This window comes from Fulverythrobacter ferritrahens (assembly GCF_020539485.1).
GTDB classification, from domain to species: Bacteria; Pseudomonadota; Alphaproteobacteria; order Sphingomonadales; family Sphingomonadaceae; genus Andeanibacterium; species Andeanibacterium ferritrahens.
The window spans coordinates 15,079-37,090 of record NZ_JACDXU010000004.1 but is presented as its reverse complement, the minus strand read 5'-3'; the positions used below and the strand labels follow the sequence as shown (position 1 = coordinate 37,090).

Here is a 22,012-nt window from a genome sequence, read left to right as displayed (position 1 = left end):
AAGGCCGGGCGCACAGCCCAGGTCGACGCACGCCCAGACTGGAGTAGAATCGCAAGATGTCGGCAGCCGCTATCGAGTATCCTGACAAGGATCACGCAAGCCATCCGGTATCGCCCGGAGAGATCGCCATCGGCGTGATCATCGGCAGGACATCGGAGTTCTTCGATTTCTTCGTCTATGCGATCGCCTCGGTACTGGTCTTCCCGCACTTCTTCTTCCCCTTCACCGATCCGCTGACCGGCACCTTGTGGTCCTTCGCGATCTTCGCCCTCGCCTTCGTGGCGCGGCCTGCGGGCTCCTTTGCATTCATGGCGCTGGACCGGGCCTTTGGCCGCGGCGTCAAGCTGACGGTGGCCCTGTTCCTGCTGGGCGGGTCCACGGCGGCGATTGCCTTCCTGCCGGGCTATGCAACCCTTGGCACGGCTTCGATCTGGCTGCTCGCGCTCTTCCGCATGGGGCAGGGCTTTGCCTTGGGCGGCACGTGGGACGGGCTGGCTTCGCTGCTGGCGCTCAACGCGCCGGAGGAACGCCGGGGCTGGTATGCGATGATCCCGCAGCTCGGCGCTCCGCTGGGGCTGATCGTGGCCAGCCTGCTTTTCGCCTTCTTCACTGCCACTCTTCCGGCTGAGGATTTCCTTGAATGGGGCTGGCGCTTCCCCTTCTTCGTGGCTTTCGCAATCAACGTGGTGGCCCTGTTCGCGCGGCTGCGCATCGTGGTGACGCCAGAATTCCGCCGCCTGTTCGAAACGCGCGACTTGCAGCCTGAAAGCCCGCTCACCACCCTGCGGACCGAATGGAAAACGATCGTGATCGGCGCTTTTGCGCCGCTGGCCAGCTTTGCGCTGTTCCACATGGTCACCGTTTTCCCGCTGTCATGGGTATTCCTGTTCACGGAGGAAACGCCCACCCGCTTCCTGTTCATCGAAAGCGCGGCTGCGGCGTTCGGCGTGGCGGCCATCATCATTTCCGGCCTGCTGGCCGACCGGATCGGTCGCCGCCGCGTGCTGGGCTATTCGGCGCTAGCCATCGCCATCTTCAGCGGCTTTGCACCCCAACTTCTGGACCTGGGCGAAGGCGGCGAAATCGCCTTCATGCTGACCGGCTTCATCATTCTGGGCCTGGCATTCGGCCAGTCATCGGGCGCGGTCTCGGCGAATTTCGCCAATCGCCACCGCTACACCGCCTCGGCCATGACAAGCGACCTTGCCTGGCTGTTCGGTGCGGGCTTCGCCCCCCTCGTCGCCCTGTGGCTCTCCGCCAATCTGGGACTGCTCGCCTCGGGCGCCTATCTGCTGTCGGGCGCGCTCGCCACGCTTGTTGCGCTGTGGCTCAACAGCGAACTGGGCAAGAACCGCTGATGCGATTTTTGCCCCACCGGCCGGAAACTTGACTCAGGTCATGGGAACGGCTGGCAACGCCTGGCATGGTGCGAGAGTGGCAACGCTGATCGAATGGGCCATTATCCGGCGTCCTGCATGACTGCTCTTCGCGCCTTCCTCTCCCGGCATCGCATACTGGCCATTGCGCTGGTCATGACGGCTTTGTGCATGAAGGCGCTCATTCCCACAGGCTTCATGCTCGGCCAGCATTCCCGGGTGCTGACCGTCGAGATCTGCAGCGACAGCCTGGGCCATCCGGTGACAGCGCAACTCGTCATCCCGGTCAAGGACGGCCATGAAGGCGAAAAGAGCAAGGGTGAATGCCCGTACTCCTCGCTGGCGATGGCATCCCTCACCGGCACCAATCCGGCCCTGCTGGCGCTGGCGCTGGCCTTTGTCCTGGCGCTTGGCTTCGCGGCCCCGCCCCCCTTGCCTACCCTGCAATTCCACCATGCCCGGCCGCCCTTGCGCGGCCCGCCTGCTCCCGGCTGACGATCCGAACCGATTTCACGGACCGGTCGGTCTGCGCCCATTCTGAACGCGCACCGGCCAAGCCGGAGCATCCGCCAATGTATGAAATACCGGAACATCGTCCGGACCGACCTCGGGCGCCCATGCGCGAAGAACGCGCAGATCACGGACTGCCGCCTGCGGAAGGCCCCTCCCCGGCGACGGGGAGCTAGCTATGGGCATTCTCACCCTCAGCGACCAGAGGGCGGCCCAGTTCCGTCGCCTGCGCCGTCGCACCTGGTTGCTGATCGCCGCCTGCCTGCTCGCCCGCGCAGCCGATGCCGCCTTTGGGCTCAACCTCATCGAACACAGCCAGCCGGCCGCCGACCCAGCTTCGCCGACCTGCCCCATCTCAAAGGAAACCCTGCTATGATTATCGCCAATCCCAAGACGCTGCTGGGCGGTATGGCCATCGGCCTGATTGCCAGTGCCGCACTGGCCCATGGCTACAAGGCCGGAGATCTTTCGATACAGCACCCCTGGTCCCGCCAGACTGCTCCCGGCCAGACTTCCGGCGGGGGTTTCATGACGGTGCTCAATAACAGTCCCCAGCCCGACAGGCTGCTTTCAGCGACGAGCCCGGCCGCAGCTGAGGTCCAGCTGCATTCCTCCAGCGTGGAAGGCGGTGTCATGCGCATGCGCCGCATGGAAGGCGGGATCGCTATCCCGGCCAAGGGCAGGCTGGAGCTCAAGCCCGGTTCCTATCACATCATGTTCATTGGCCTGAAGCAGCCGCTGCGCAAGGGTGAGCGGGTTCCTGTCACCCTGAAGTTCCAGCGCGCCGGGAAGATCGACGTGCAATTCGCGGTTCAGCCCATCGGCTCCACCGGCCCGATGGAAGGCGAACACGCGGGACATTGATCCGCATTGCCAGATGGCCCCGACGCGCCATTTCGGGCAGCCGGGGCCACGGCTTTGCCGTTCAGGAACTCCACCCGCCGCCGAGCGCCCGGAACAGGTCGATCTGGCGGCGAGAAACCTGCGCATCCTGATCGGCCAACGCGGCTTCCGCTTCGGCATAGGTGCGCTGGACATCCAGCACGCGGAGCGAATCCACCGTCCCTTCACGCAACTGGGCATCGGTGATGTCCGCAGCGCGTTTTGCCTGATCCCGTGCTGATTGGAGCGATCGGCGCCGTTCAAGCGAATGAGCATAGCCCGAAAGGGCGGTTTCCGTCTCCTCGAGCGCCCCCAGAACCGCACCGTCAAACTCCGCCAGCCGGGCGTGAGAATCCGCCTCGGCAGCGGCAATGCGCGCACGGATGGGTTCCTGATTGGGGAAGGTCCAACTCAGCAACGGGCCCAGCAGCCAGCGCAGTGGCCCACCGCTGAAGATGTCGCCAATATCGGAACCGGTCGATCCGATCGAACCGCCCAGAGTAATGCGCGGATAGAGGTCCGCCGTGGCGACCCCGATCCGTGCCGTGGCGGAAGCAAGGCGGTTCTCCGCCGCGCGAATATCAGGACGGCGGGCCAGCAGGGCAGCACCGTCCCCCACTGGAATGGGCCGGTTGATCTCAAGGCTGACCGCCCGGGTCGAGGCAATTTCCGGCAATTCTGCCGGGGGCCTGCCGGTGAGCGTAGCAAGACGGAACAGCGACGCCTGCCTCTCAGCCTCGATCAGCGGGATTTCCGCCGCGCGCTGATCGCGCAGGGCGGAAATCTGCGCCACGTCGAGCCCCGTGGCGAGGCCCGCTTCGTAACGCCTGCGGGTCAGTTCCAGCGACCGGTCGAGCAGCCCCACGATCCGCCGGGCCACGGCCAGCCGGGCACCACCCGACGCAGCATCGGCATAGGCGCGGGTGGTGTCTGCCACCACGATCACCCGCACGGTATCGGCATCGGCCTGCGCCGCCTGGAGGTCGCCACGCGCGGCCTCGATATCGCGGCCTACCCGGCCGAACAGATCAAGCTCGTAACCGACTTCCAGCCCGCCATCGATTGTCCAGTTTTCCCGGTCCGCACCTGCGGCCCGCTGCGATTCCGGCAGACGACCATAGGTTGCACCGGCACCGATGGTGCCCTGCGGCAACCGCCCGGCACGCGATCCGCGCAGGCCCGCGCGCGCCTTCTCGATATTGGCGAGGGCAACGCGGATATCGGTGTTGGAAGCAAGCGCATCGGCCACGAGCCCGTCAAGCACGGGATCATCATAGAGCTTCCACCAGTCCTCTGCGGCCTGTTCGGCGCTGAAGGCCGGATCGGCAGCGGAAAGTAACGGGCCGGACGTCGTCTGGGGCGGGACGGGTGCGACGAAGTCCGGCCCGACCGCGCAGGCGCTGAGCGCAAGCGCGGATAGCGAAGCCAAAAGAGCACGAGTGGATGGCATGGGCTGATCCTATTCGGCAGGTTGCAGGGCGTGGTCGGCCGCGCCATCATCGGCGTCAGGGCGGCGGCGCAGGCGCGCCAGCCGGTCCCCCAGATTGCGGCAGACCACATAGAAGGTGGGCGTGAACAGCAGGCCGAAGCCGGTGACGCCGGCCATGCCGAAGAACACGGCAGTGCCCAGCGCCTGACGCAATTCGGCCCCGGCACCCGTCGCGATCACCAGCGGCAAGGTGCCGAGGATGAAGGCGAAGCTGGTCATCAGGATCGGGCGCAGGCGCTGCTCGGCGGCATGGACCGCTGCTTCCGCCGGGCTGTATCCGTGGCGCTCCTCGCCCTGCCGTGCGAATTCCACGATCAGGATCGCGTTCTTCGCCGCCAGCGCAATCAGCACTACCAGGCCGATCTGGGTGAGGACGTTATTGTCCATTCCCATCGCGTTGATGCCCAGCATGGCCGCCAGCAGACACATCGGCACGATCAGGATGATCGCCAGCGGCATGACCAGGCTTTCATACTGTGCCGCCAGCACCAGAAAGACGAACAGCACCGCCATGGCGAAGACGAGGCCCGCCGTATTGCCGGCAAACTTCTGCTGATAGGCGATGCCCGTCCATTCATGGGTGAAGCCGCGCGGAAGTTCCGCCTGTGCCAGTTGCTCCATCGTGTCGAGCGAATGGCCCGAGGCATAGCCCGGCGCCGTATCGCCATCGACCGCCACGGCAGGCGCCAGATTGTAGCGCGTGACGCGATAGGGGCCGGCCTTGTCCTCGAAGGTTGCGACTGCGCCCAGCGGCACCATCGCCCCGTTGTCGGACCGGGTCTGCAGGTTGGCAATATCGGCAGTACTCTGGCGGAAGGCCTCATCCGCCTGGGCCGTGACGCGATAGGTCCGCCCCAGAAGGTTGAAATCGTTCACGAAAGCCGAGCCGAGATAGACCTGCAGCGTCTCGAACACACGCTCTGCCGGCACGCCCAGCATCTCCGCCTTCTTGCGGTCGATGTCGGCATAGACGCGGGGCGTCGCCGTATCGAAGAAGGTGTAGACGCCCGAGAAGCCGGGGGTCTGGTTGGCCTTGGAGATCAGCGCATTGGAAACCTGTTCCAGCGCCTTGTAGCCCTGCCCGTCGCGATCCTCCACCATCAGGCGGAAACCGCCTGCGGAGCCGATGCCGCGAATGAGCGGCGGCTTGACGATCATCAGCCGTGCCTCGGAAATATCCGCCGTGGCCTTGCGCGCCTCCTCCATAAGCTTGTCGATGGTCTGGCCATGCTTGGCGCGTTCCTCGAAATCGTCGAGCACCCAGTAAGCCGCGGCAGAGCTGGCGTTGCGGGTTTCCGAAGCCCCGTCAAAGCCCGAGAGCATTACCGAATTGGTGATGCCGGGGATTGGCAGCATCCGTTCGGCAACCTTCTTCATTACCTCATCGGTGCGCGCAGTGGCGGAGCCGGGCGGCAACTGGATGATCGTGAAGAAATAACCCTGATCCTGCGCAGGAATGAACCCCGTGGGCGTCCACCACAGCGAACCGATGGTAAGCGCGATCAGGCCGCCATAGGCTGCCATCATGCGCTTGGGCATACGCACCAGACGCGCGGTGAGGCGGGCATAGGAGGTGCTGAACCGCTCGAAAGCGCGGTTGAAGCGATCGCCCGCAGCTTCGACCATCCTGTGCCAGCGTGCGCCTTCCGGCGCGCGCCGGGCAGGCCGCAGGAGCAGCGCGGCAAAGGCGGGCGACAGGGTAAGCGAGAGGACCAGCGAGATGATCGTCGCGGCCGAAATGGTCACGGCGAATTGCTGGTAGAAGGCACCCGACAGGCCGCCGATGAACAGCGTCGGCACGAAAACCGCGCACAACACCAGCACGATGGCAACCAGCGCGGCCGCCACTTCGTCCATGGAGACACGCGCCGCCTGCAGCGGCGACATGCCTTCCTCGATATTGCGCTCCACATTCTCGACCACCACGATCGCGTCATCGACCACGATGCCTATCGCCAGGACCAGCCCGAACAGGGAGAGGTTGTTGAGCGAATAGCCAAGTGCCGCCAGCACCGCGAAAGTGCCGACCAGCGAAACGGGAATGGCCAGAACCGGAATCACCGCCGCCCGCCATTTCTGCAGGAAGACGATGATGACCAGCACCACCAGCACGATGGCCTCGAACAGGGTATGCACCACCGCATCGATCGACTTGGCGATGAATTCGGTGGGATTATAGACGATGCGATATTCCATACCGGCCGGGAATTCCTTGGCCAGTTCGTCCATCTCCGCCTTGATCCCTTCCGCAGCGGCAAGCGCGTTGGAACCGGGGCGCTGGAAGGTGGGAATGATCACCGAATCCATGTCGCCAAGATAGGCGGAGGTGCCATAATCCTCGGCACCGAGTTCCACCCGGGCAACATCGGATACGCGAACCTGTCGCCCTTCGGCGTCCGTGCGGACAACTACGTCGGCAAACTGCTGGGGCTCGGTAAAGCGGCCCTGCGTTTCAACATTGAGCTGGAAGGCACTGCCGCCCGAAGGAGGCTGGCCCAGAGTACCGGCCGCGACCTGGACATTCTGCGCACGCAGCGCGTTCACGATGTCCCCCGCCGTCAAGCCATAAGCCGCCGCGCGGGTCGGATCGATCCACACCCGCATGGAGAGATCGCGCGAACCGAACAGTTGCACGTCGCCCACGCCATCGAGCCGGGCAAGACGGTCCTTGATGCGGGTCTGGGCATAATTGGAGAGATATTCGCGATCCAGCGAACCGTCGGGCGAGATCAGGTTCACCACCAGCAGGAAGTCTGGCGACGTCTTTTTGGTAACTACGCCAAGGCGCTGAACCTCGGCCGGCAGGCGCGGCATCGCAATGGCGACCCGGTTCTGCACCAGCACCTGCGCCTCATCCAGATCGGTACCTTGTTCGAAGGTGACGGTAATGACCACACGGCCATCCCCGGTCGACTGGGATGACTGATAGAGCATCCCCTCGACGCCGTTGATTTCCTGCTCGATGGGATTTGCCACCGTTTCCGCCACCGTTTCCGCAGACGCACCGGGATAGGCGGCCGACACGGTTACCGTGGGCGGCACGATGTCCGGATATTGAGATACGGGCAGGAAGAAATAGGAAATCGCCCCCACCACGGTGATCAGCACTGCGATCACTGCGGCGAAGATGGGGCGATCGATGAAAAAGCGGGATAGTCGCATGGCTTCTGGCCCCAGTCCGGATCAGTTTACGAAGGTGGCCTTGCCGGAAAGCGGCGCGGCTATCGCGGGCTTCGGCTCTGCCTTGATGGGGGCAATGGTGCCCTTGCGGATTTCGACCTTGCTTCCGGGCGCGGCGAATTGCGTGCCCACAATCACTACGCGATCGGTCGGCTGCAGGCCGGAACGGATCACGCGCAGCCCATCGATGACCGGCCCGAGCTGGACCGGCTTCGCGGCAACTGTGCCATCCTGCTTGACTACCAGCAGCAGCTTGCGAGCCTGATCGGTCTGCACCGCCGTATCGGGCACCAGCAAGGCATTGACCTTGCCGCCGGTGGCGAGGTGCATGTTGCCGAACATGCCGGGCGTCAGGAAAAGGTCTGGATTGTCGAACACGGCGCGGGCGCGGATCGTGCCCGAACGCGGATCGAGGCTGTTGTCGGTGAAGTCGAGGCGGCCCTGATGGACGTAGTCGCTCTCATCCTGTAACCGCACCGCCACGGGCAGGCCCTCGCCCGCGCCATTGCGCCGGGCCTTGAGGAACAGGGCTTCCGATCCCTCGAAGGAGAAATAGATCGGATCGACCGCCATCAACGTGGTCAGCAGGGTGCCTGAACCGCCGTCACCGGCGGACACCAGGTTTCCCGGATCGACCCTCCGGTCAGAAACACGCCCGGTCATCGGAGCGCGCACGGTGCTGAATTCGACATCCAGAGCGCGGGAATTCACCCGGGCCTGAGCTGCCGCGAGCGTGGCGGCGGCAGCGCGTTCGCGGGCGCGCAGCCGGTCGATCTCGCTCTTGGAAACGCCGTCGAATTCCACCAGCCGGCTCGCCCGCTCCAGATCACTGCGAGCAAGGGCCAGATCGCTGCTGGCGGCGGAAACATCGGCCTGCGCCTCACGCAAGGCCGCCGTGAAGGGGCGCGGATCGATGGTGAAGAGCGGCTGGCCCTTGCGCACGATCTGCCCATCCTTGAAATGGACGGCGGTGACCGCCCCTGAAACGCGCGGGCGGATTTCCACCGCGCGGCTCGCCTCGAAACGGCCGACAAATTCGTCCCATTCCGTAATCTGGCGCTGCAAGGGCGCGGAAACGGTGACCGCGGCAGGCGGCGGAGGCGGCGGCGCATCGCCGGCAGCCCCCAGCAGATACCATGCCCCGGCCAGTGCCGCGACAATACCGACGATGCCCAGCGCCCGCTTGCGGCCCTTGCGGGACGTCGCGATCAGCGGCTCGCTGCGGCCATCCTGAAGTTCGATGGAAGTCAGTTCGTTCATTTTCAAACCCTGTTCCCTGGACGCGCGGCACCGCGCGCAACCTCTCAAAAGGCCGCACGAGGTCGCTCCGGAAAGCAGGCTTCCCGGCCGCGAACGCCCTCACCCTGTGATTGCGGACAGACTGATTGAGTCCCCGCTTCGGCAGGCGGACGCCGCGCGGGCAGACCCCGGCACGACGCCTCACACCCGCGCTACCTCGGCGAAGCGTCGTGGCCGGACGTTCGCCGAGGTCTCGCTGTTCTTGGTTTTATGGCCCGGGGGGAGCGCTCCCCCAGAACGAGGAGAATCGCAGCACCACGGATTTCATACCAATCGGTATATAAATCGAGGCGCCGAGCGTCAAGCGATATTTATACCAGTCAGTAAAGAAAGTCGAGAGCCGCCGGAAACGTCAGGCGCCGGGCCAGGTCGCGAGGCAGATTTCCACCAATTGCTCCAGTTCCGACCGGCTCGCACCGGCCCCCGCCTGGACCGACATTCCCTGAAGCACTGCGGTCAGATAAGCGGCCAGGCCCTGCGGATCGACATTGGCGGGCAAGTCGCCATCCTGCTTCGCACGCTCGAATCGTTCCAGCAGCGCCTGCTTCGCGGCGGCACCGCGAGCGACAACCTCTTCACGGATGCCTTCCGCTTCATCGCCGCAGGCGCTCGCCCCGATCACCGTCAGGCAGCCGCGGCATTTCTCGCCACTGTAGATTTCCAGTGCCCCGCGCAGGAAATGTTCCGCAACGCCGCGTGCCGTGGGCGCCTTCAGCGCCTCGCTCACATAGGCCAGCTTCTCGCGCTGATAGAGGTCCAACGCCTTGGTAAAGAGCGCTTCCTTGTTTCCGAAGGCGGCATAGAGGCTGGGCTTGGTGATACCCATGGCTTCAGTAAGGTCCGCCATCGACGCACCTTCATACCCCTTGGCCCAGAAGACGGAGAGCGCCGCCGCCAGTGCCTTGTCGGTATCGAATTCGCGTGGACGACCACGCGCGACGCAAGCCGTGGGAATTTTCATAACGTTCGGTATATATAACCTTCGGCGCGAGAATCCAAGGATTGCGGCCATAGCCCAGACAATACGGCAGCGATACAGGCTTATGGGGATCCGGGATCAGTCGTCCGCCAGCGCCTTGTGGAACCTGTCCAGCCACCAAAAGACGTTCTGTTCGCGAATCTGCTCCATCATCGCTCGCCAGCGTTCCTGCCTTTCGGCCAGCGGCATTTCGAGCGCCTGCTTGAGCGCATCGCCGATCTCTTCCGCACTATAGGGATTGACGAGCAAGGCATCCTTCATCTGCTCTGCGGCCCCCGCAAAGCGCGAGAGGATCAGTACACCCGGATCATCCGGGTCTTGCGCTGCGACATATTCCTTGGCCACGAGGTTCATCCCGTCGCGCAAGGGCGTGACCAACCCCACCCGGCTGGCGCGATAAACGCCCGCCAACGTGTCATGCGGATAGCCCTGGTTCACATAGCGGATCGGCACCCAGTTAAGCGCGGCATAGGCGCCGTTTATCCTGCCCGTCAGCTGTTCAAGGCTGGAGCGGATACGCTGATAGCTGGCGATACCGGCGCGTGATGGCGGCGCGATCTGGAGGAAGACCACCCGATTGCGCATTTCGGGATGGTCCACCAGCAGCCGCTCATATCCCAGAAACCGTTCTTCCAGGCCCTTTGAATAATCGAGCCGGTCCACACCCACGATGAGCGCCCTACCCACCAGACTCTCACGAATGCGGTTCAGTGATTCCTGTGCGGCATCGCTCCGGGCGATTTCGGCAAAGCCATCGGCATCGATCCCCACCGGGCAGGCGAGCAGGCGCACGGTCCGCCCCCCGCGGCGAAGGACATCACCCTCGATCTGCGCACCCATCTGCGAGATGGCATATTCGCAGAAAGCCTCCAGCCATTCACTGGTCTGGAACCCGATCACGTCATATTCGAACAGGTTTTCCACCAGCACCATGGCCTCGGGCAATGTGCTCAGCAGGCGGCGCGGCGGCCAGGGGGTGTGAAGATAGAAGCCCAGCCGGTTCTTCACCCCGCTTCCGCGCAATTCCTTGCCTAGCGGAATGAGGTGGAAATCCTGGACCCACACCAGATCGTCCGGTTCGATCAGGGGGATCACGGTCTGCGCGAGGCGTTCATTGACCCGGTGATAGCCATGGGCGAAAGTGCGCTCATATTCCGCGAGATCGACCCTGTAATGGAGCAAGGGCCAAAGGGTGCGGTTGGCGTAGCCGTTGTAATATTCCTCTATGTCCTGCTCTTCGAGATCCACCGTGGCCGTGGTGAGCCCGTTCACTCGGCTGAGATTGACCTGCCCGCTGAACTTCTCGATCACTTCGCCCGACCAGCCGAACCAGATTCCCCCATAGGCATTGAGCGCGGCAGTCAACGCCACCGCCAGTCCGCCCTGGGAGCCGCCACCCGCGCTCACGCGGTTCGAAATTGCAATCAGGCGGCTCATCGGATCGTACTCCAGGGTCGGCTCAGCAAAGTGGCGCAATTGATGATGCCCACCAGCGAATAGGTCTGCGGGAAATTGCCCCACAATTCTCCGGTGGTCGGATCGATATCCTCGGACAGCAGGCCCGAAGGCGTGCGCTGGGCCAATATGCCCTCAAACAGCCCGCGCGCCTCTTCGGTACGCCCGGTGAGGTGCAGCGCTTCGATCAGCCAGAAAGTGCAGACGTTGAACGCCGTCTGCGGCAGTCCGAAATCGTCCTCCGATGCATAGCGCAACATATGGGTTCCTCTTCTGAGCTGCTTCTCGAGGGCGGCGAGCGTCGTCAGGAACCGGCTGTCATCGGGCCGGATGAACCGCAGATCGAGCATCTGCAGCATACTCGCATCGAATTGCTCGCCCTCGAAAGTGGCGGAAAAACACTGGCTGTCAGGCCGCCACGCCGCCCGCTCGATATGTGCGCGAATATGGTTGGCCCTTTTCTGCCAGAATCTTGCCCGGTCCGCCTTGCCCAGGGCAGCGGCGGCATTGGCCAGCCGGTCGCAGGCGGCCCAGCACATGACAGACGAATAGGTGTGGACCCATTCGCTGTTGCGCAGTTCCCAAAGCCCTGCGTCGGGCTGGTCGTAATTCTCCCAGGCCCGCTGGCCGACCCGCTCCAGCGCCAGAAAATCCTCCTCGCCCGCAGGACGGAACAGGCGCTCGTCGAAGAAGGCCTGCGCGCTGGACAGCACGATCTGGCCATAGGCGTCATGCTGGATTTGCCCCGCCGCCTGATTGCCTTCCCGCACCGGGCCGAACCCGCGATAGCCGGCAAGGCCGGGCACGATCCGCTCTTCCAGATCGGGCTCACCCAGCACACCATAGAGCGGTTGGATATGGCCGCCCCGGGCCGCATCGACGACGTTCCGCAGGAACGCCAGATAGGATTCCAGAACATCCAGCGCACCCAGTCGGTTGAGCGCCTGCACCGTGTAATAGGCATCGCGTATCCAGCAGAAGCGATAGTCCCAATTGCGCTGCGATCCGTGATGTTCGGGAATGGAGGTGGTCAGCGCTGCAACGATGGCCCCGGTTTCCGCGTGCTGGCACAGCTTCAGGGTGATGGCGGCACGGATCACCGCGCTTTGCCATTCCAGCGGTATGGCAAGTCCGCGGACCCAGCTCTGCCAATGGAGCACGGTGCTCTCCAGCATCCCCTCCAGGGCATTGCCGATTTCCCGCAGGAACGGCTCGTCGGGTCCGAGGAAGAAATAAGCGGCGCTTTCCAGTCTGAAGGCCCGTTCCTCCTGCACGATACCCACGGGCGCGGACATGGTGAGCCTGAGAGAGACAACGCCGATGCGAAAGCGCAGATAATTACCGCTGCCTCGCTTCGCCTGTACAGGTTCGCTCCAGCCCGTCACCGGGCGCAGGCGCACGCGAATACGGGGCGAGCCGTGCAGGGGGCGAACGATCCGTGCGAAGGCAACCGGACGATAGGGCCCTACCCGCTGGCGGTAATCAGGGCAGAAATCGATGACTTCGATGGCGTTGCCCGCCTCATCCTCGTGCCGGGTGATCAGCACAGGCGTGTTGCGAAGATAGGCGATTTCGGTTTTCACCACGCCTTCCAGCGAGATGTCCCAGAAACCGTTCTGCGGATCGTCCCCGTCAAGCAGCGCCGAAAACAGCGGCTCTCCATCCACCCGGGGCACGCAGGCCCAGACATAGCGCCCGGAACTGTCGATCAATGCAGAGACCTGGCAATTGCCGATCGGCCAGAGATTCAGGTCCGGTTGCATAGCTGCTCCAGCCAGGCATGCACCTCCGCGACTGTGCCAAGGCGATAGCGCGCGGCGGTGGGGTTTCTGTTGCCGACGACCACACCGAAGCCGCCCAGTTCCTCGGCGGCGGAAAAGCCTGCCTCGTCAGTAAGGTCGTCACCCACGAAGATCGGCATGGTGCCTGCGCTCGTGGCGCGCTCCATCACGCTGCGCACTGCGAAGCCCTTGTCGCGGCCCGGCACACGCAATTCGGCCACGGCCTTGCCCTTTTGCAGCGAGAGGCCGTGTTCCTGCGCCAAGGCTGCTGCCAGTGCGATACTGGCTTCCTGCGCCGCGGGGGCCAGCCGGAAGTGGAGCGCCACGCCATAGCGCTTCTGCTCCACCAAAAGTCCCGGATGGCTGCTGGCAAAATCCCTCAGCGCGGCAGCGACCAGATCGAGGCTGGCCGGGCGGGGCATCGCTTCGTCATTCAACTCCGCACCATGATTGCCGACGAGGACCGGCCCGGCCTCACCCAATTGCCCGGTGAAGCCCAGACGGCCTGCAAGCCATGCAACATCGCGCCCGCTGACCACGGCCAGCCGTCCTTCGATCAGGGAGGAGAGCATGCCCAGCAGTCGAACGAGATGGGGAGGAACCTGAACCGCCTCCGGCGTCTCCGCGATTTCCACCAGGGTGCCGTCGAAATCGAGCAGCAGCGTGACCTCTCCCTTGGCCAGCACAGGGGGAGGAGAGGCCCCTCCACCCTGCGGAATGAGGTGGACGGCGGCCTTCATTTCCAACGCCCCGACCGCACCGGGGAAGCTACATTCTTCCCGCGTCGAGGCGGCGAGCGACATGCAGGATCGCAGCCTTGAATGGTCCATGTTTTCAGCTCCGGAATTGGGGCGATCGAACGATCTGATAGAATTAGATCGTTCCGCCAGAAGTGCCGTTCCCGCGCCGGACGCCCTTAGCGGCGGACCGAGCCAGAGGCGGGATCAAAGGCTTTTTCAAATAGTTGCGGCAGAAATGCCGCGCGCGATGCAGGAGCAGTACCATGCCAAGCGCGGCGGCGGGTCGGCAAAGCGACCAGCCGTGCCCCCGACGGGGTGCCGCCCCCTTCCTGACGGGAACACGACTTCGCCAGAAATCGTTCTGCCAGAAATCGTTCTGAATGCTGCCCAAACAAGGAACGGATGATGATCCGGGAATGTGCGACGATGAACCTTGGCGGAGATCGAGCCTCGGGAGGAACGCCTTCCCATGGGGGCTGATCTCCCGGACGGCATTTCCCCGAGCCATCTGGAGCAGACACGATCTGCCCATGCCCTCTCACACTGGCTGGCGCTGCTGGTTCTGGGTGCGCTCATGATCGCAGCGCTGGCCGGGCTGTTCGGGGGCTGGCCCAGTGAGCGCAAGGCGGCCCTGCGGAACGGCGCGTCGCTGGCGGTAGAGGCGCCGCAGATTTTGCGATCCGGCGAGTTCTTCGAGATCTGGATAGAGGTCCGTGCCGATCGCCCCCTTGAGAAACCGACCCTAGCCATATCTCCCGCCTATCTGCGCAACCTTACGGTCAACACTGTGATGCCGGGGGCTGAGGAAGAGGCATATTCCGGCGACGCACTTACTATGGGTTACGGCCGCCTCGAAGCCGGCCAGCCTTTGCGCATCAAGCTGGATGGCCAGGTCAACCCAACGCTTGCCGGCGGGCATGATGGCTGGATGGAATTGCGCGAAGGCGACACTCGCCTCGTCCGGATTCCGCTCGCACTCGAGATTTTGCCCTGATGGATATCGTGCTGCGCGCCACCGCGATGTTCGCCATCGTCTATCTCCTGCTGCGGCTGCTGGGGAAACGCGAACTGGCACAACTGACGCCCTTCGAACTGGTCATGCTGATCGTGATGGGCGATCTGGTTCAGCAGGGCGTTACGCACAATGATTTCAGCATCACGGGTGCGACGCTGGCGATTGCCACCTTCGGTTTCTGGAGCGCCTTGCTCGCCTGGTTCAGTTTCCGTTCGCGTCGCGCGGAAAAGCTGCTGGATGGTGAGCCTGCGGTGCTCGTGCGCAGCGGCGAGATCCTGAACGGCAATCTCGGCCGTCACCGTATCACCCTCTCCGAACTGGAGGCGGAAATGCGACTGGCGGGAATTGCCCATTTGTCCGATGTCGCATGGGCGATCCTCGAAACCGAAGGGAAGGTCAGCTTCATCCGCAAGGACGATGAACCCTCCCACCCACCCGAGGATGGCCCGGCCACCTGAGCGCGCCGTCACGGCAGGTCAGGCGGGCGACAGGCTTTCGGTCCGGCGCCGGCCAAGGATCACTTCCCCTCGCCTGCGCGTAAGAGCCCAGGGCATTTCGTCGCGAATGAACGCCATCATCGCCTCGCGCACGTCGCATCTCAGATCGAAGGCCTTGCCTGCATCGGCAGCGCTTACCAGCGCGCGCAATTCCAGATGATCGGGCGCAGTGTCGGTCACCTGCAGCCCCACAACGCGCCCGTCCCATTTGTCATTCGCCGCCACCACTTCCTCCAGCTTGGCCCGCAGTCGCGGAACATCGGCCGCCGGGTCCACATGGAGGAAGGCCGTGCCCAAAATCTGGCTGGTCGTGCGGGTCCAGTTCTGGAAACTGTCCTCAAGGAAGCGGGAGATCGGCACAACCAGCCTACGCTCATCCCAGATGTTGACGATCACATAGGTCAGGCGGATTTCCTCGATCCGGCCCCACTCTCCGTCCATGATCACTACGTCGTCGATCCGGATAGGCTCCGTGAAGGCCATCTGGATGCCGGCCACCAGATTCTTGAGTGCAGGCTGCGCTGCCGCGCCCACTGCCAACCCGATCAGGCCCGCCGATGCGATCAGGGTAACCCCGATATTCCGCACGGCGGGAATGCCCATTAGAATGAGACACAACGTCGCCAGCGAGATCACGAACACCGCGACGCGGTGCAGGATGTTGGCGCGCGTCCGCCTGCGCCGGGCCGACAGATTATCCGGCGCCGAGATATCCGTCCGCGCCTGGATGACTGCGAAGCCCCAACCCACCAGCGCGATCACCAGCCAGCCGAACAAGGCCGGCGTCACCAGTCGCGCCACTTGAGCCCATATCAGCGCGGCGCGGGGATCGAGACCCAACGCAGGCTGGACAGCGGAGAGCGCGAGCGCAAGCAGCAACCAACGAGCGCAAGCAGCAACCAACGAGTGGACCCGCGCAGTTTGCGAACCGCTTCCGCCGAGGAAAGCCATTCCACCCTGCGCAAAATCCTGCCCAGCACGAGGAAGATGACGAAATGCAACGCCAGCGCAAGCAGGACGGCAAGAGCGCAAAGGGCGAGCGGCTGTAGCCAGCCGGGTATCATCGGAACAAGCTGCATGCCCCAAGGCTACATGGGCGATGCCCCATGGCCAGTGCGCACCCATCGGCCCAAGGCAGCAGATGCACATGCCGCCGCAAAGGCCGGGCCATCCGGCCGCTGCAATCACTTGCGTTTGTCGGGCAAAGCGAAAACCATCAGCGATTCATTGTTGAGCGGCTTCCCGTCCGGTCCACGCGCGGCAGCGGCGCCCATGCCGGCACCTGCGGCCACCACCGCGACATATTGCCGCCCGTCCTTGCCCCGATAGGTAATCGGGACTGTCAGCGGCGCATATTGCAGTTCCTTCTCCCACAATATGGCCCCGGTCTTTGCATCGAAGGCCCTGAGACGCCGGTCTGATGTGGCGCCGATGAAGACGAGCCCGCCTGCCGTGACGATCGGCCCACCGAAAGTATTGTTGCTTCCGGTATCCTGCTTGCCCTCCGGCAGGCCTTCAGTCATGCCCAGCTTGCTGGCCCACAGAATTTCGCCGCTATTGCCGTCCACTGCAATCAGCCGGCCCCAGGGCGGGCGAATGCAGGGCAGGTTCATGCGCTTGCCATCCTTCGTCTCAAAGCTGGCCGAAAAGCTTGAATAGGCCCCCGGCCCCACCAGACTGCCACGGTCGTATATCTGGGTCGAAGCACTGGTGCCGTTGCCGTAATTGCCTTTCGGATCGCGATCCTCGATCCAGCCGATACTGCCGCTCTCGCTGGTATTGACGAAAATGACGCCTCTGGTCGGGTCCGCCGCGCTCCCACCCCAGTTGGAGCCGCCGTTATGCGGCAGGTTGATCGAGGCGCGCGGAGCATCCCCCTTCTTGTGCAGGAAAAAGGGCGTGAAAGGTCCGCTGTTGAAGAATGTGCCGCCGTAGCTGTCCAGCAGCGCCTTGCAGGCGGCTACATGCTCCGGTGTAGTATCTTCGGCTGTGACGATATCGGACGGGTCCCAACGCATGCGGGAAAGCGGTTCCGGTTTCACCGGGATGGGCTGCGTCTTGGAATACCATTCACCCGGAACGTCGGCTGCGGCCACCAATTGCTCGTTTACGCCATGGATCGGCTCGCCTGTTTCCCGGTTGAGGATATACATCAGGCCCGGCTTGCCGGTTTCGGCCAGAGCGGGAATGGTCTTGCCGTCCTTCACTACGTCGAACAACACGGGCGGGGCAGGCAGATCCCAGTCCCACAGATCGTGGTGGATGGTCTGGAAATGCCATTTATACTTGCCGGTCTGCGCATCGACCGCGACGATGGAATTGCCGAACAGATTGTTGCCCGGCCTGTCGCCCCCGTAATAGTTGGGCGATGGGCTGCCGATCGTCATATAGATCGTGTCGGTCTTGGGATCGGCGGTGGTGTACCACACCCACATATTCGTGCCGGAACGCCCCTTCCAGCCGTCGTCCAGCCAGGTCTCATGACCTACTTCGCCGGGCTGGGGAACCGTGTTGAACTCCCACAGCTTCTGGCCGGTCCGCGCATCGAAAGCCCGGCTGTTGCCGCTGGGGCCGCGCGGCATTTCCGCCGTGTTCGCCCCGATCACCAGCACGTTCTTGTAGACGGACGGCGGATAAGAATAGGGGGAGCCTTCAATCGCGGCACTGCCCCCCTTGCCGAAAGCGGTGTCCAGCTTGCCGGTCGCCGCATCCAGCGCCACGATGGCATTGCCGACCGAATAGAAGATGCGCGGCTTCAGCCTGCCTTCGCCCGGCCAGTAGGACACGCCCCGCCGCACCATGCCGCGCACCGGATGGCGCCAGATCTCCTTGCCGGTGTCGGCCTCCAGCGCGACCACGGCATTGCCCAGCGGCAGATACATCACGTTACGGATCACGATGGGAGCGGTCCCGCCCAGCAGCCCGGCGCCGCCTTCCGGACGCAGGCGGAAGCTCCATGCCTGTTCCAGATCCTTCACATTGGCCGTGTTGATCTGGTCCAGTGGGGAATAGCGCGTGCCCCCCAGATCGCGCGCATAACGAGGCCAATCTGCCGCCGGAGGAGCCGTTTCGGCCTGCACGCGAATGGCGGAGAAGGTGGGCAGCAGCGCAATGCCGCTCAGGATCAGCGCCTTGGAAATTCGCATAATGCCAAACTCTCTTCTGTTCCGGGCAAGCGCCGGACTTCTTCCGGAAAAAGGCGGGCGGGGAGTGAGTGCCCCCGCCCGCCGTCAATGGCGTGCTTCATCCTGGGAAAAAGCACGGTGGGAGTTCAGAAGGAAACATTCGCCCCGATGAAGAAGCGGCGTCCCAGCACATCGTAATTGCCCGCATCGTAACGGCCGCCCGGCAGGCGCCCCTGGGCGGGATCGGCCGAAGTATCGACGCCCATCACCGGCGGCGCACGATCGAACAGATTATCAATGCCGAAGCGGATCGTTGCGGACTTGTTGATCTGATAGGAGCCGGAAAGGCTGAACAGATCATAGGCAGGGGCTCCGGTGATGGGAGTGCCGCCCTGGCGGGTAACCGCAGTGACATGGTCAATCGCAGGCTTGTGCTGCCATTGCAGGCTGACGGTTGCCGGGCCCACGGAATAGTTGAACCGGGTGAACAGCTTCCAGCGATAGGATCCCGCCTGAGTGCCCACTTCGCCGCCGCCCGTGGTGCCGGCATAATCGATCATCGGCACCGCGACTTCGTCCGCCGTCGTCGCGAACTTGTCGAGATAGGTGAACTGCACATTGGTGGAGAAGCGCCCCGGAAGGCCGATGCCGGCATCCTTGAAACGGATTCCCCAATCAAGCTGCACGTCGACGCCGGCCGTTTCCACCCGGCCCGCATTGCCATAATTCACCAGGACATTGACGACTTCGCCCGTCTGGGAATCCCGCACGATGCGCGAACAGGCATCGTTGACGCTGTAATCCGGGTTGAAGACCGGGGTGAAGCATTTGCGGAAGACGGCGTTGATATTCTCTTGCGAGATACCGCCGGAAAGCGTGACGTTGTAATAGTCGACCGCGAGCCTCAGGCTGCGCAGCCATTCGCTTTCGAAAGGCGAACTGATGACCGCGCCGATCGTATAGGTCGTGGCATCCTCTTCCTTCAGCGCCAGCGCGCCAGAGGAAACCGCACGGAAGTAGTCCCCCGTGTTAGTGGGATATACCCTGTCGGCCTCATAGAACTGCGTGGCCGCATTCGCCCCCATGATGTTGCGGCACAGCGCCTCGACCTTGGCGGCATCGGGGTTGCCCACCGTATCCCCCGAATCCGGGTTGAGATTGCTGTCTGCCCCAATCGGATTGGCGGAATAATTGCCGAAGAATACAGGATTTGTGATGTTCCCGCGCGAGCAGGGATCGCCATCGGTCACCTGCGTCTGGGTCTGCGTCCGGGCGGTGAACAATTCGCCCAGATTGGGGGCGCGGCTGGCCTTCTGATAGCCGCCACGGAAGCGCAGCCATTCAAATGGCGCATATTCACCATTGATCTTGTAGGTGCCGACCGTGCCGATAGAACGATAATCGGACAGGCGATAGCCAAGTTCCAGCGTCAGCGCCTTGGCGAACGGCAGGTCGGCAAGCACCGGCACCAGCACTTCGCCATAGATTTCCTTTACCGAGGTCGTCCCCTTGGTGCTCGCCTGCGGGAAACCGCCATTCACGGTTTCATAGAAAGCCGATCCGTCCATCATTGCGGAATCGGCGTGGAACTTCATCTTGTTCACCCGATATTCGGCACCCAGGGCGAAGCGCAGCTGGCCATAGGGAAGATTGAACAGGCCACCCTGCAGGTTGGCCTGCACGTTCTCCTGAGTGAGCCGGTTTTCGAGCTGCGCATCCACCGCCACGGCCAGGCCGCAGTCCTCGGTATAGGTGGACGAGGAGATGAAGGGGCTCAGGCCGCTTTTACAACTGGCATTTGCGCCGTTGCGATTGACGGCCAGCGGCGTGCCGTTGCCGGTGAATGTGGAATTATAGCCATAGTTCGGCGCATTCAGGATCGCGGCCAGACGTTCCACCGAAAGGTAGCCGTAAAGCTCGGTACGCGCCGTGGTTTCACCGTGAGAGGCGAAGACTTCCCAAGTCCAGTCCGTGCCCGGCACCTTCCCTTCCAGGCCAAGCAGCATCTGGTAGGTCTGGTTATGGTTCACGGTGGTGCGGCGTGCGATGTCCCCGGGGATCAGATTGACATAGAAGGGCTGGGTCGCGGCTGCGCCGGTCCGGCTGTTGAGGAGCAGTGCCAGTTCATCAGGCACCGGGAATACCTGGCTGTTGGTACAGCCGCCCACGACAGGACAGTCCAAACCGAACTTGCCGGTTCCCATGCCCGCCGGAGAGTTTACCCCCTTCGCCAGGAAATCGAGATTGGTGTATGTGACGCCGCCAATCGTGGCGCCGAGTGACGACGGCGTGCCCAGCACCGAATTGCCGGTATAGATTTTGTCGTCATGCGGGATTGCCGTACCGAGGGAGCCGAGGGCCACCGTATTGAGCGAGAGCGATACCGTCTCCGTCGAGGCATAGGACGCCTGACCAAAAGCGGTGATATTGTCCGAAATATCGTAATGGCCGCTGGCAAAGAAGGAATATCGCGTCTGCGGCGATGAGAGCAGCAGATCGTCGATATTGTCGGCCAGCACCCCGGTTCCCAGCAGCTTGCGCTGGAGCCCATCGACCTGCCCCGAGGATGCGGGATCATATCCATAGAACAACGACGTGTAGACCCCGCCGGGCGATGTCGAGCCGTTCAGAAAGAACGAATTGTTGCCGTTAAGATAGAAGGAAGAAGTGTTGGGAACCGTGATGTTTGCCGGAACCCCCTTGCCATGGAACAGCGCGTTGACCGCTTCCACCGTCGGCCGACCGGCAGCGGGGAAGGAAATGTAATTCTGGTTCAGGAAAAACTCGGTGCCGGCCACGTTCGGGTTGCGTGCCAGCTCGACGTTCCACGGCCGATCCATGGTGCGAACCGATTCACGATCGTAATATTCCATGCCCAGCATGACATTGCCGCGCCCGCCATCGAGATTGGCCCCCATCAGCGCGGAAACGCGATATTGCGCGCCATCGCCACGTTCGGTCAGCGAATATTGCCCGTCCAGGCTAATGCCGGTGAAATTCTTCTTGAGGAGGAAATTGACCACGCCCCCCACAGCATCCGCGCCGTAAGTGGAAGAGGCACCCCCCGAAATGACCTCAACCCGTTCTACTGCGGCCGACGGGATCGTATTGATATCAACCACGCCAGAGCCGTTGACCGGCGTCGGGCGGCGCCCGTCGATGAGGACAAGGTTCCGGTTCGCACCGAGCTGGCGAAGGCTGACCGTCGCCACGCCGATGGTGACATTGGCATTGGCCTGCAGCCCCTGCGTGTCGAACTGGGTCAGCGCAGGCGCGAATTGCGGCAGCTTGTTGAGATTTGCTTCGATATTGATCGCGCTGCTCTCTTCCAGCAATTCCGCGCCGACAGTCACGATCGGGCTCGTCGCAATGAAATCCTTGCGGATGATGCGCGATCCGGTGACGATGATCGGCTCTGCCTCTTCCTTTTCCTGAGCGGCGGGAGCTTCCTGCGCATGCGCGGGCGCAGCGGCCATGCAGGTGGAAATACCGATAGCGGTGCAAAGCGCGGTTGCGCGAAATTGCTTGAGATAACTTCCCTTCATGAGACCAAGTCCCCTCCTCACATCCCCTGGCATTCTTGCCGGCCCGTTCGATGCGAGCGCATGCTTCAATGCCCATGAGCCCGCTCGAACAGCCGGCTCGCCCGGTATGGGTAGGGAGGAAGGGAAGGGTCCGGCAGAC

At 63.3% G+C, this 22,012-nt stretch carries 17 protein-coding genes; 6 read left to right on the top strand and 11 right to left on the bottom strand.

The genetic code is table 11. The features are described 5' to 3' along the window. The first annotated feature begins 56 nt into the window (after window positions 1-56). From H0274_RS14405 to H0274_RS14390, 4 genes are all read left to right on the top strand, one after another. Window positions 57-1,358 carry an MFS transporter gene (locus H0274_RS14405; protein ID WP_226796201.1) on the top strand — a complete coding sequence of 434 codons (1,302 nt, stop codon included), beginning with the start codon at window positions 57-59 and terminating at the stop codon, window positions 1,356-1,358. 117 nt (window positions 1,359-1,475) lie between these two features. Then, window positions 1,476-1,871, top strand: a complete 396-nt coding sequence (locus tag H0274_RS14400; protein ID WP_226796199.1) for a DUF2946 family protein — start codon at window positions 1,476-1,478, stop codon at window positions 1,869-1,871. Window positions 1,872-2,064: 193 nt separating this feature from the next. Then, window positions 2,065-2,262, top strand: coding sequence for a hypothetical protein (locus tag H0274_RS14395; RefSeq protein ID WP_226796197.1), 198 nt, complete (start codon window positions 2,065-2,067; stop codon window positions 2,260-2,262). Next, window positions 2,259-2,750 carry a copper chaperone PCu(A)C gene (locus H0274_RS14390; protein ID WP_226796195.1) on the top strand — a complete coding sequence of 164 codons (492 nt, stop codon included), beginning with the start codon at window positions 2,259-2,261 and terminating at the stop codon, window positions 2,748-2,750. Before H0274_RS14395 ends, H0274_RS14390 begins: the two co-directional genes overlap by 4 nt. A gap of 61 nt (window positions 2,751-2,811) precedes the next feature. Here the strand turns inward: H0274_RS14390 and H0274_RS14385 are convergent, their stop codons facing one another. The 7 genes from H0274_RS14385 to otsB form a co-directional block, all read right to left on the bottom strand. Beyond that, on the bottom strand, window positions 2,812-4,218 hold the full coding sequence (locus tag H0274_RS14385; protein ID WP_226796193.1) for an efflux transporter outer membrane subunit: 1,407 nt from the start codon (window positions 4,216-4,218) through the stop codon (window positions 2,812-2,814). Between the two features lie 9 nt (window positions 4,219-4,227). After that, a complete protein-coding gene (locus H0274_RS14380; protein ID WP_226796192.1) occupies window positions 4,228-7,419 on the bottom strand; it encodes an efflux RND transporter permease subunit in 3,192 nt (1,063 codons plus the stop codon). A gap of 21 nt (window positions 7,420-7,440) precedes the next feature. Further along, on the bottom strand, window positions 7,441-8,697 hold the full coding sequence (locus tag H0274_RS14375; protein ID WP_226796191.1) for an efflux RND transporter periplasmic adaptor subunit: 1,257 nt from the start codon (window positions 8,695-8,697) through the stop codon (window positions 7,441-7,443). A gap of 391 nt (window positions 8,698-9,088) precedes the next feature. Continuing rightward, window positions 9,089-9,697 (bottom strand): TetR/AcrR family transcriptional regulator, encoded by a 609-nt coding sequence (locus H0274_RS14370; RefSeq protein ID WP_226796190.1) that lies wholly within the window; start codon window positions 9,695-9,697, stop codon window positions 9,089-9,091. A 96-nt stretch (window positions 9,698-9,793) separates the two neighbouring features. Further along, on the bottom strand, window positions 9,794-11,152 hold the full coding sequence (locus H0274_RS14365) for an alpha,alpha-trehalose-phosphate synthase (UDP-forming) (RefSeq protein ID WP_226796189.1): 1,359 nt from the start codon (window positions 11,150-11,152) through the stop codon (window positions 9,794-9,796). Further along, the gene (locus H0274_RS14360) at window positions 11,149-12,933 is read right to left on the bottom strand and encodes a glycoside hydrolase family 15 protein (protein WP_226796188.1); all 1,785 of its coding nucleotides are present in this window, start codon (window positions 12,931-12,933) and stop codon (window positions 11,149-11,151) included. Before H0274_RS14360 ends, H0274_RS14365 begins: the two co-directional genes overlap by 4 nt. Then, window positions 12,918-13,781: a trehalose-phosphatase gene (gene otsB, locus H0274_RS14355; RefSeq protein ID WP_226796187.1), complete on the bottom strand. Its 864-nt coding sequence runs from the start codon at window positions 13,779-13,781 to the stop codon at window positions 12,918-12,920. Before otsB ends, H0274_RS14360 begins: the two co-directional genes overlap by 16 nt. Window positions 13,782-14,160: 379 nt before the next feature. Here otsB and H0274_RS14350 point away from each other — a divergent pair, with 379 nt between their 5' ends. Next, window positions 14,161-14,685: a hypothetical protein gene (locus H0274_RS14350; RefSeq protein WP_226796186.1), complete on the top strand. Its 525-nt coding sequence runs from the start codon at window positions 14,161-14,163 to the stop codon at window positions 14,683-14,685. After that, entirely contained in the window at window positions 14,685-15,164 is a 480-nt protein-coding gene (locus H0274_RS14345; RefSeq protein ID WP_226796185.1) for a DUF421 domain-containing protein, read from the top strand. The genes H0274_RS14350 and H0274_RS14345 overlap by 1 nt, the downstream gene beginning before the upstream one ends. Window positions 15,165-15,182: 18 nt before the next feature. Here H0274_RS14345 and H0274_RS14340 read toward each other — a convergent pair whose 3' ends face one another. The 4 genes from H0274_RS14340 to H0274_RS14325 all read right to left on the bottom strand — a co-directional run bounded on the left by H0274_RS14340 (window position 15,183) and on the right by H0274_RS14325 (window position 21,873). Next, the gene (locus tag H0274_RS14340; protein WP_319018290.1) at window positions 15,183-16,043 is read right to left on the bottom strand and encodes a mechanosensitive ion channel family protein; all 861 of its coding nucleotides are present in this window, start codon (window positions 16,041-16,043) and stop codon (window positions 15,183-15,185) included. Beyond that, window positions 16,016-16,282 (bottom strand): hypothetical protein, encoded by a 267-nt coding sequence (locus tag H0274_RS14335; protein WP_226796287.1) that lies wholly within the window; start codon window positions 16,280-16,282, stop codon window positions 16,016-16,018. The genes H0274_RS14340 and H0274_RS14335 overlap by 28 nt, the downstream gene beginning before the upstream one ends. Before the next feature lie 105 nt (window positions 16,283-16,387). Further along, complete coding sequence (locus tag H0274_RS14330) at window positions 16,388-18,349, bottom strand: outer membrane protein assembly factor BamB family protein (protein WP_226796184.1); 1,962 nt, start codon at window positions 18,347-18,349, stop codon at window positions 16,388-16,390. 125 nt (window positions 18,350-18,474) lie between these two features. After that, entirely contained in the window at window positions 18,475-21,873 is a 3,399-nt protein-coding gene (locus tag H0274_RS14325) for a TonB-dependent receptor domain-containing protein (RefSeq protein WP_226796183.1), read from the bottom strand. Window positions 21,874-22,012: the final 139 nt, after the last annotated feature.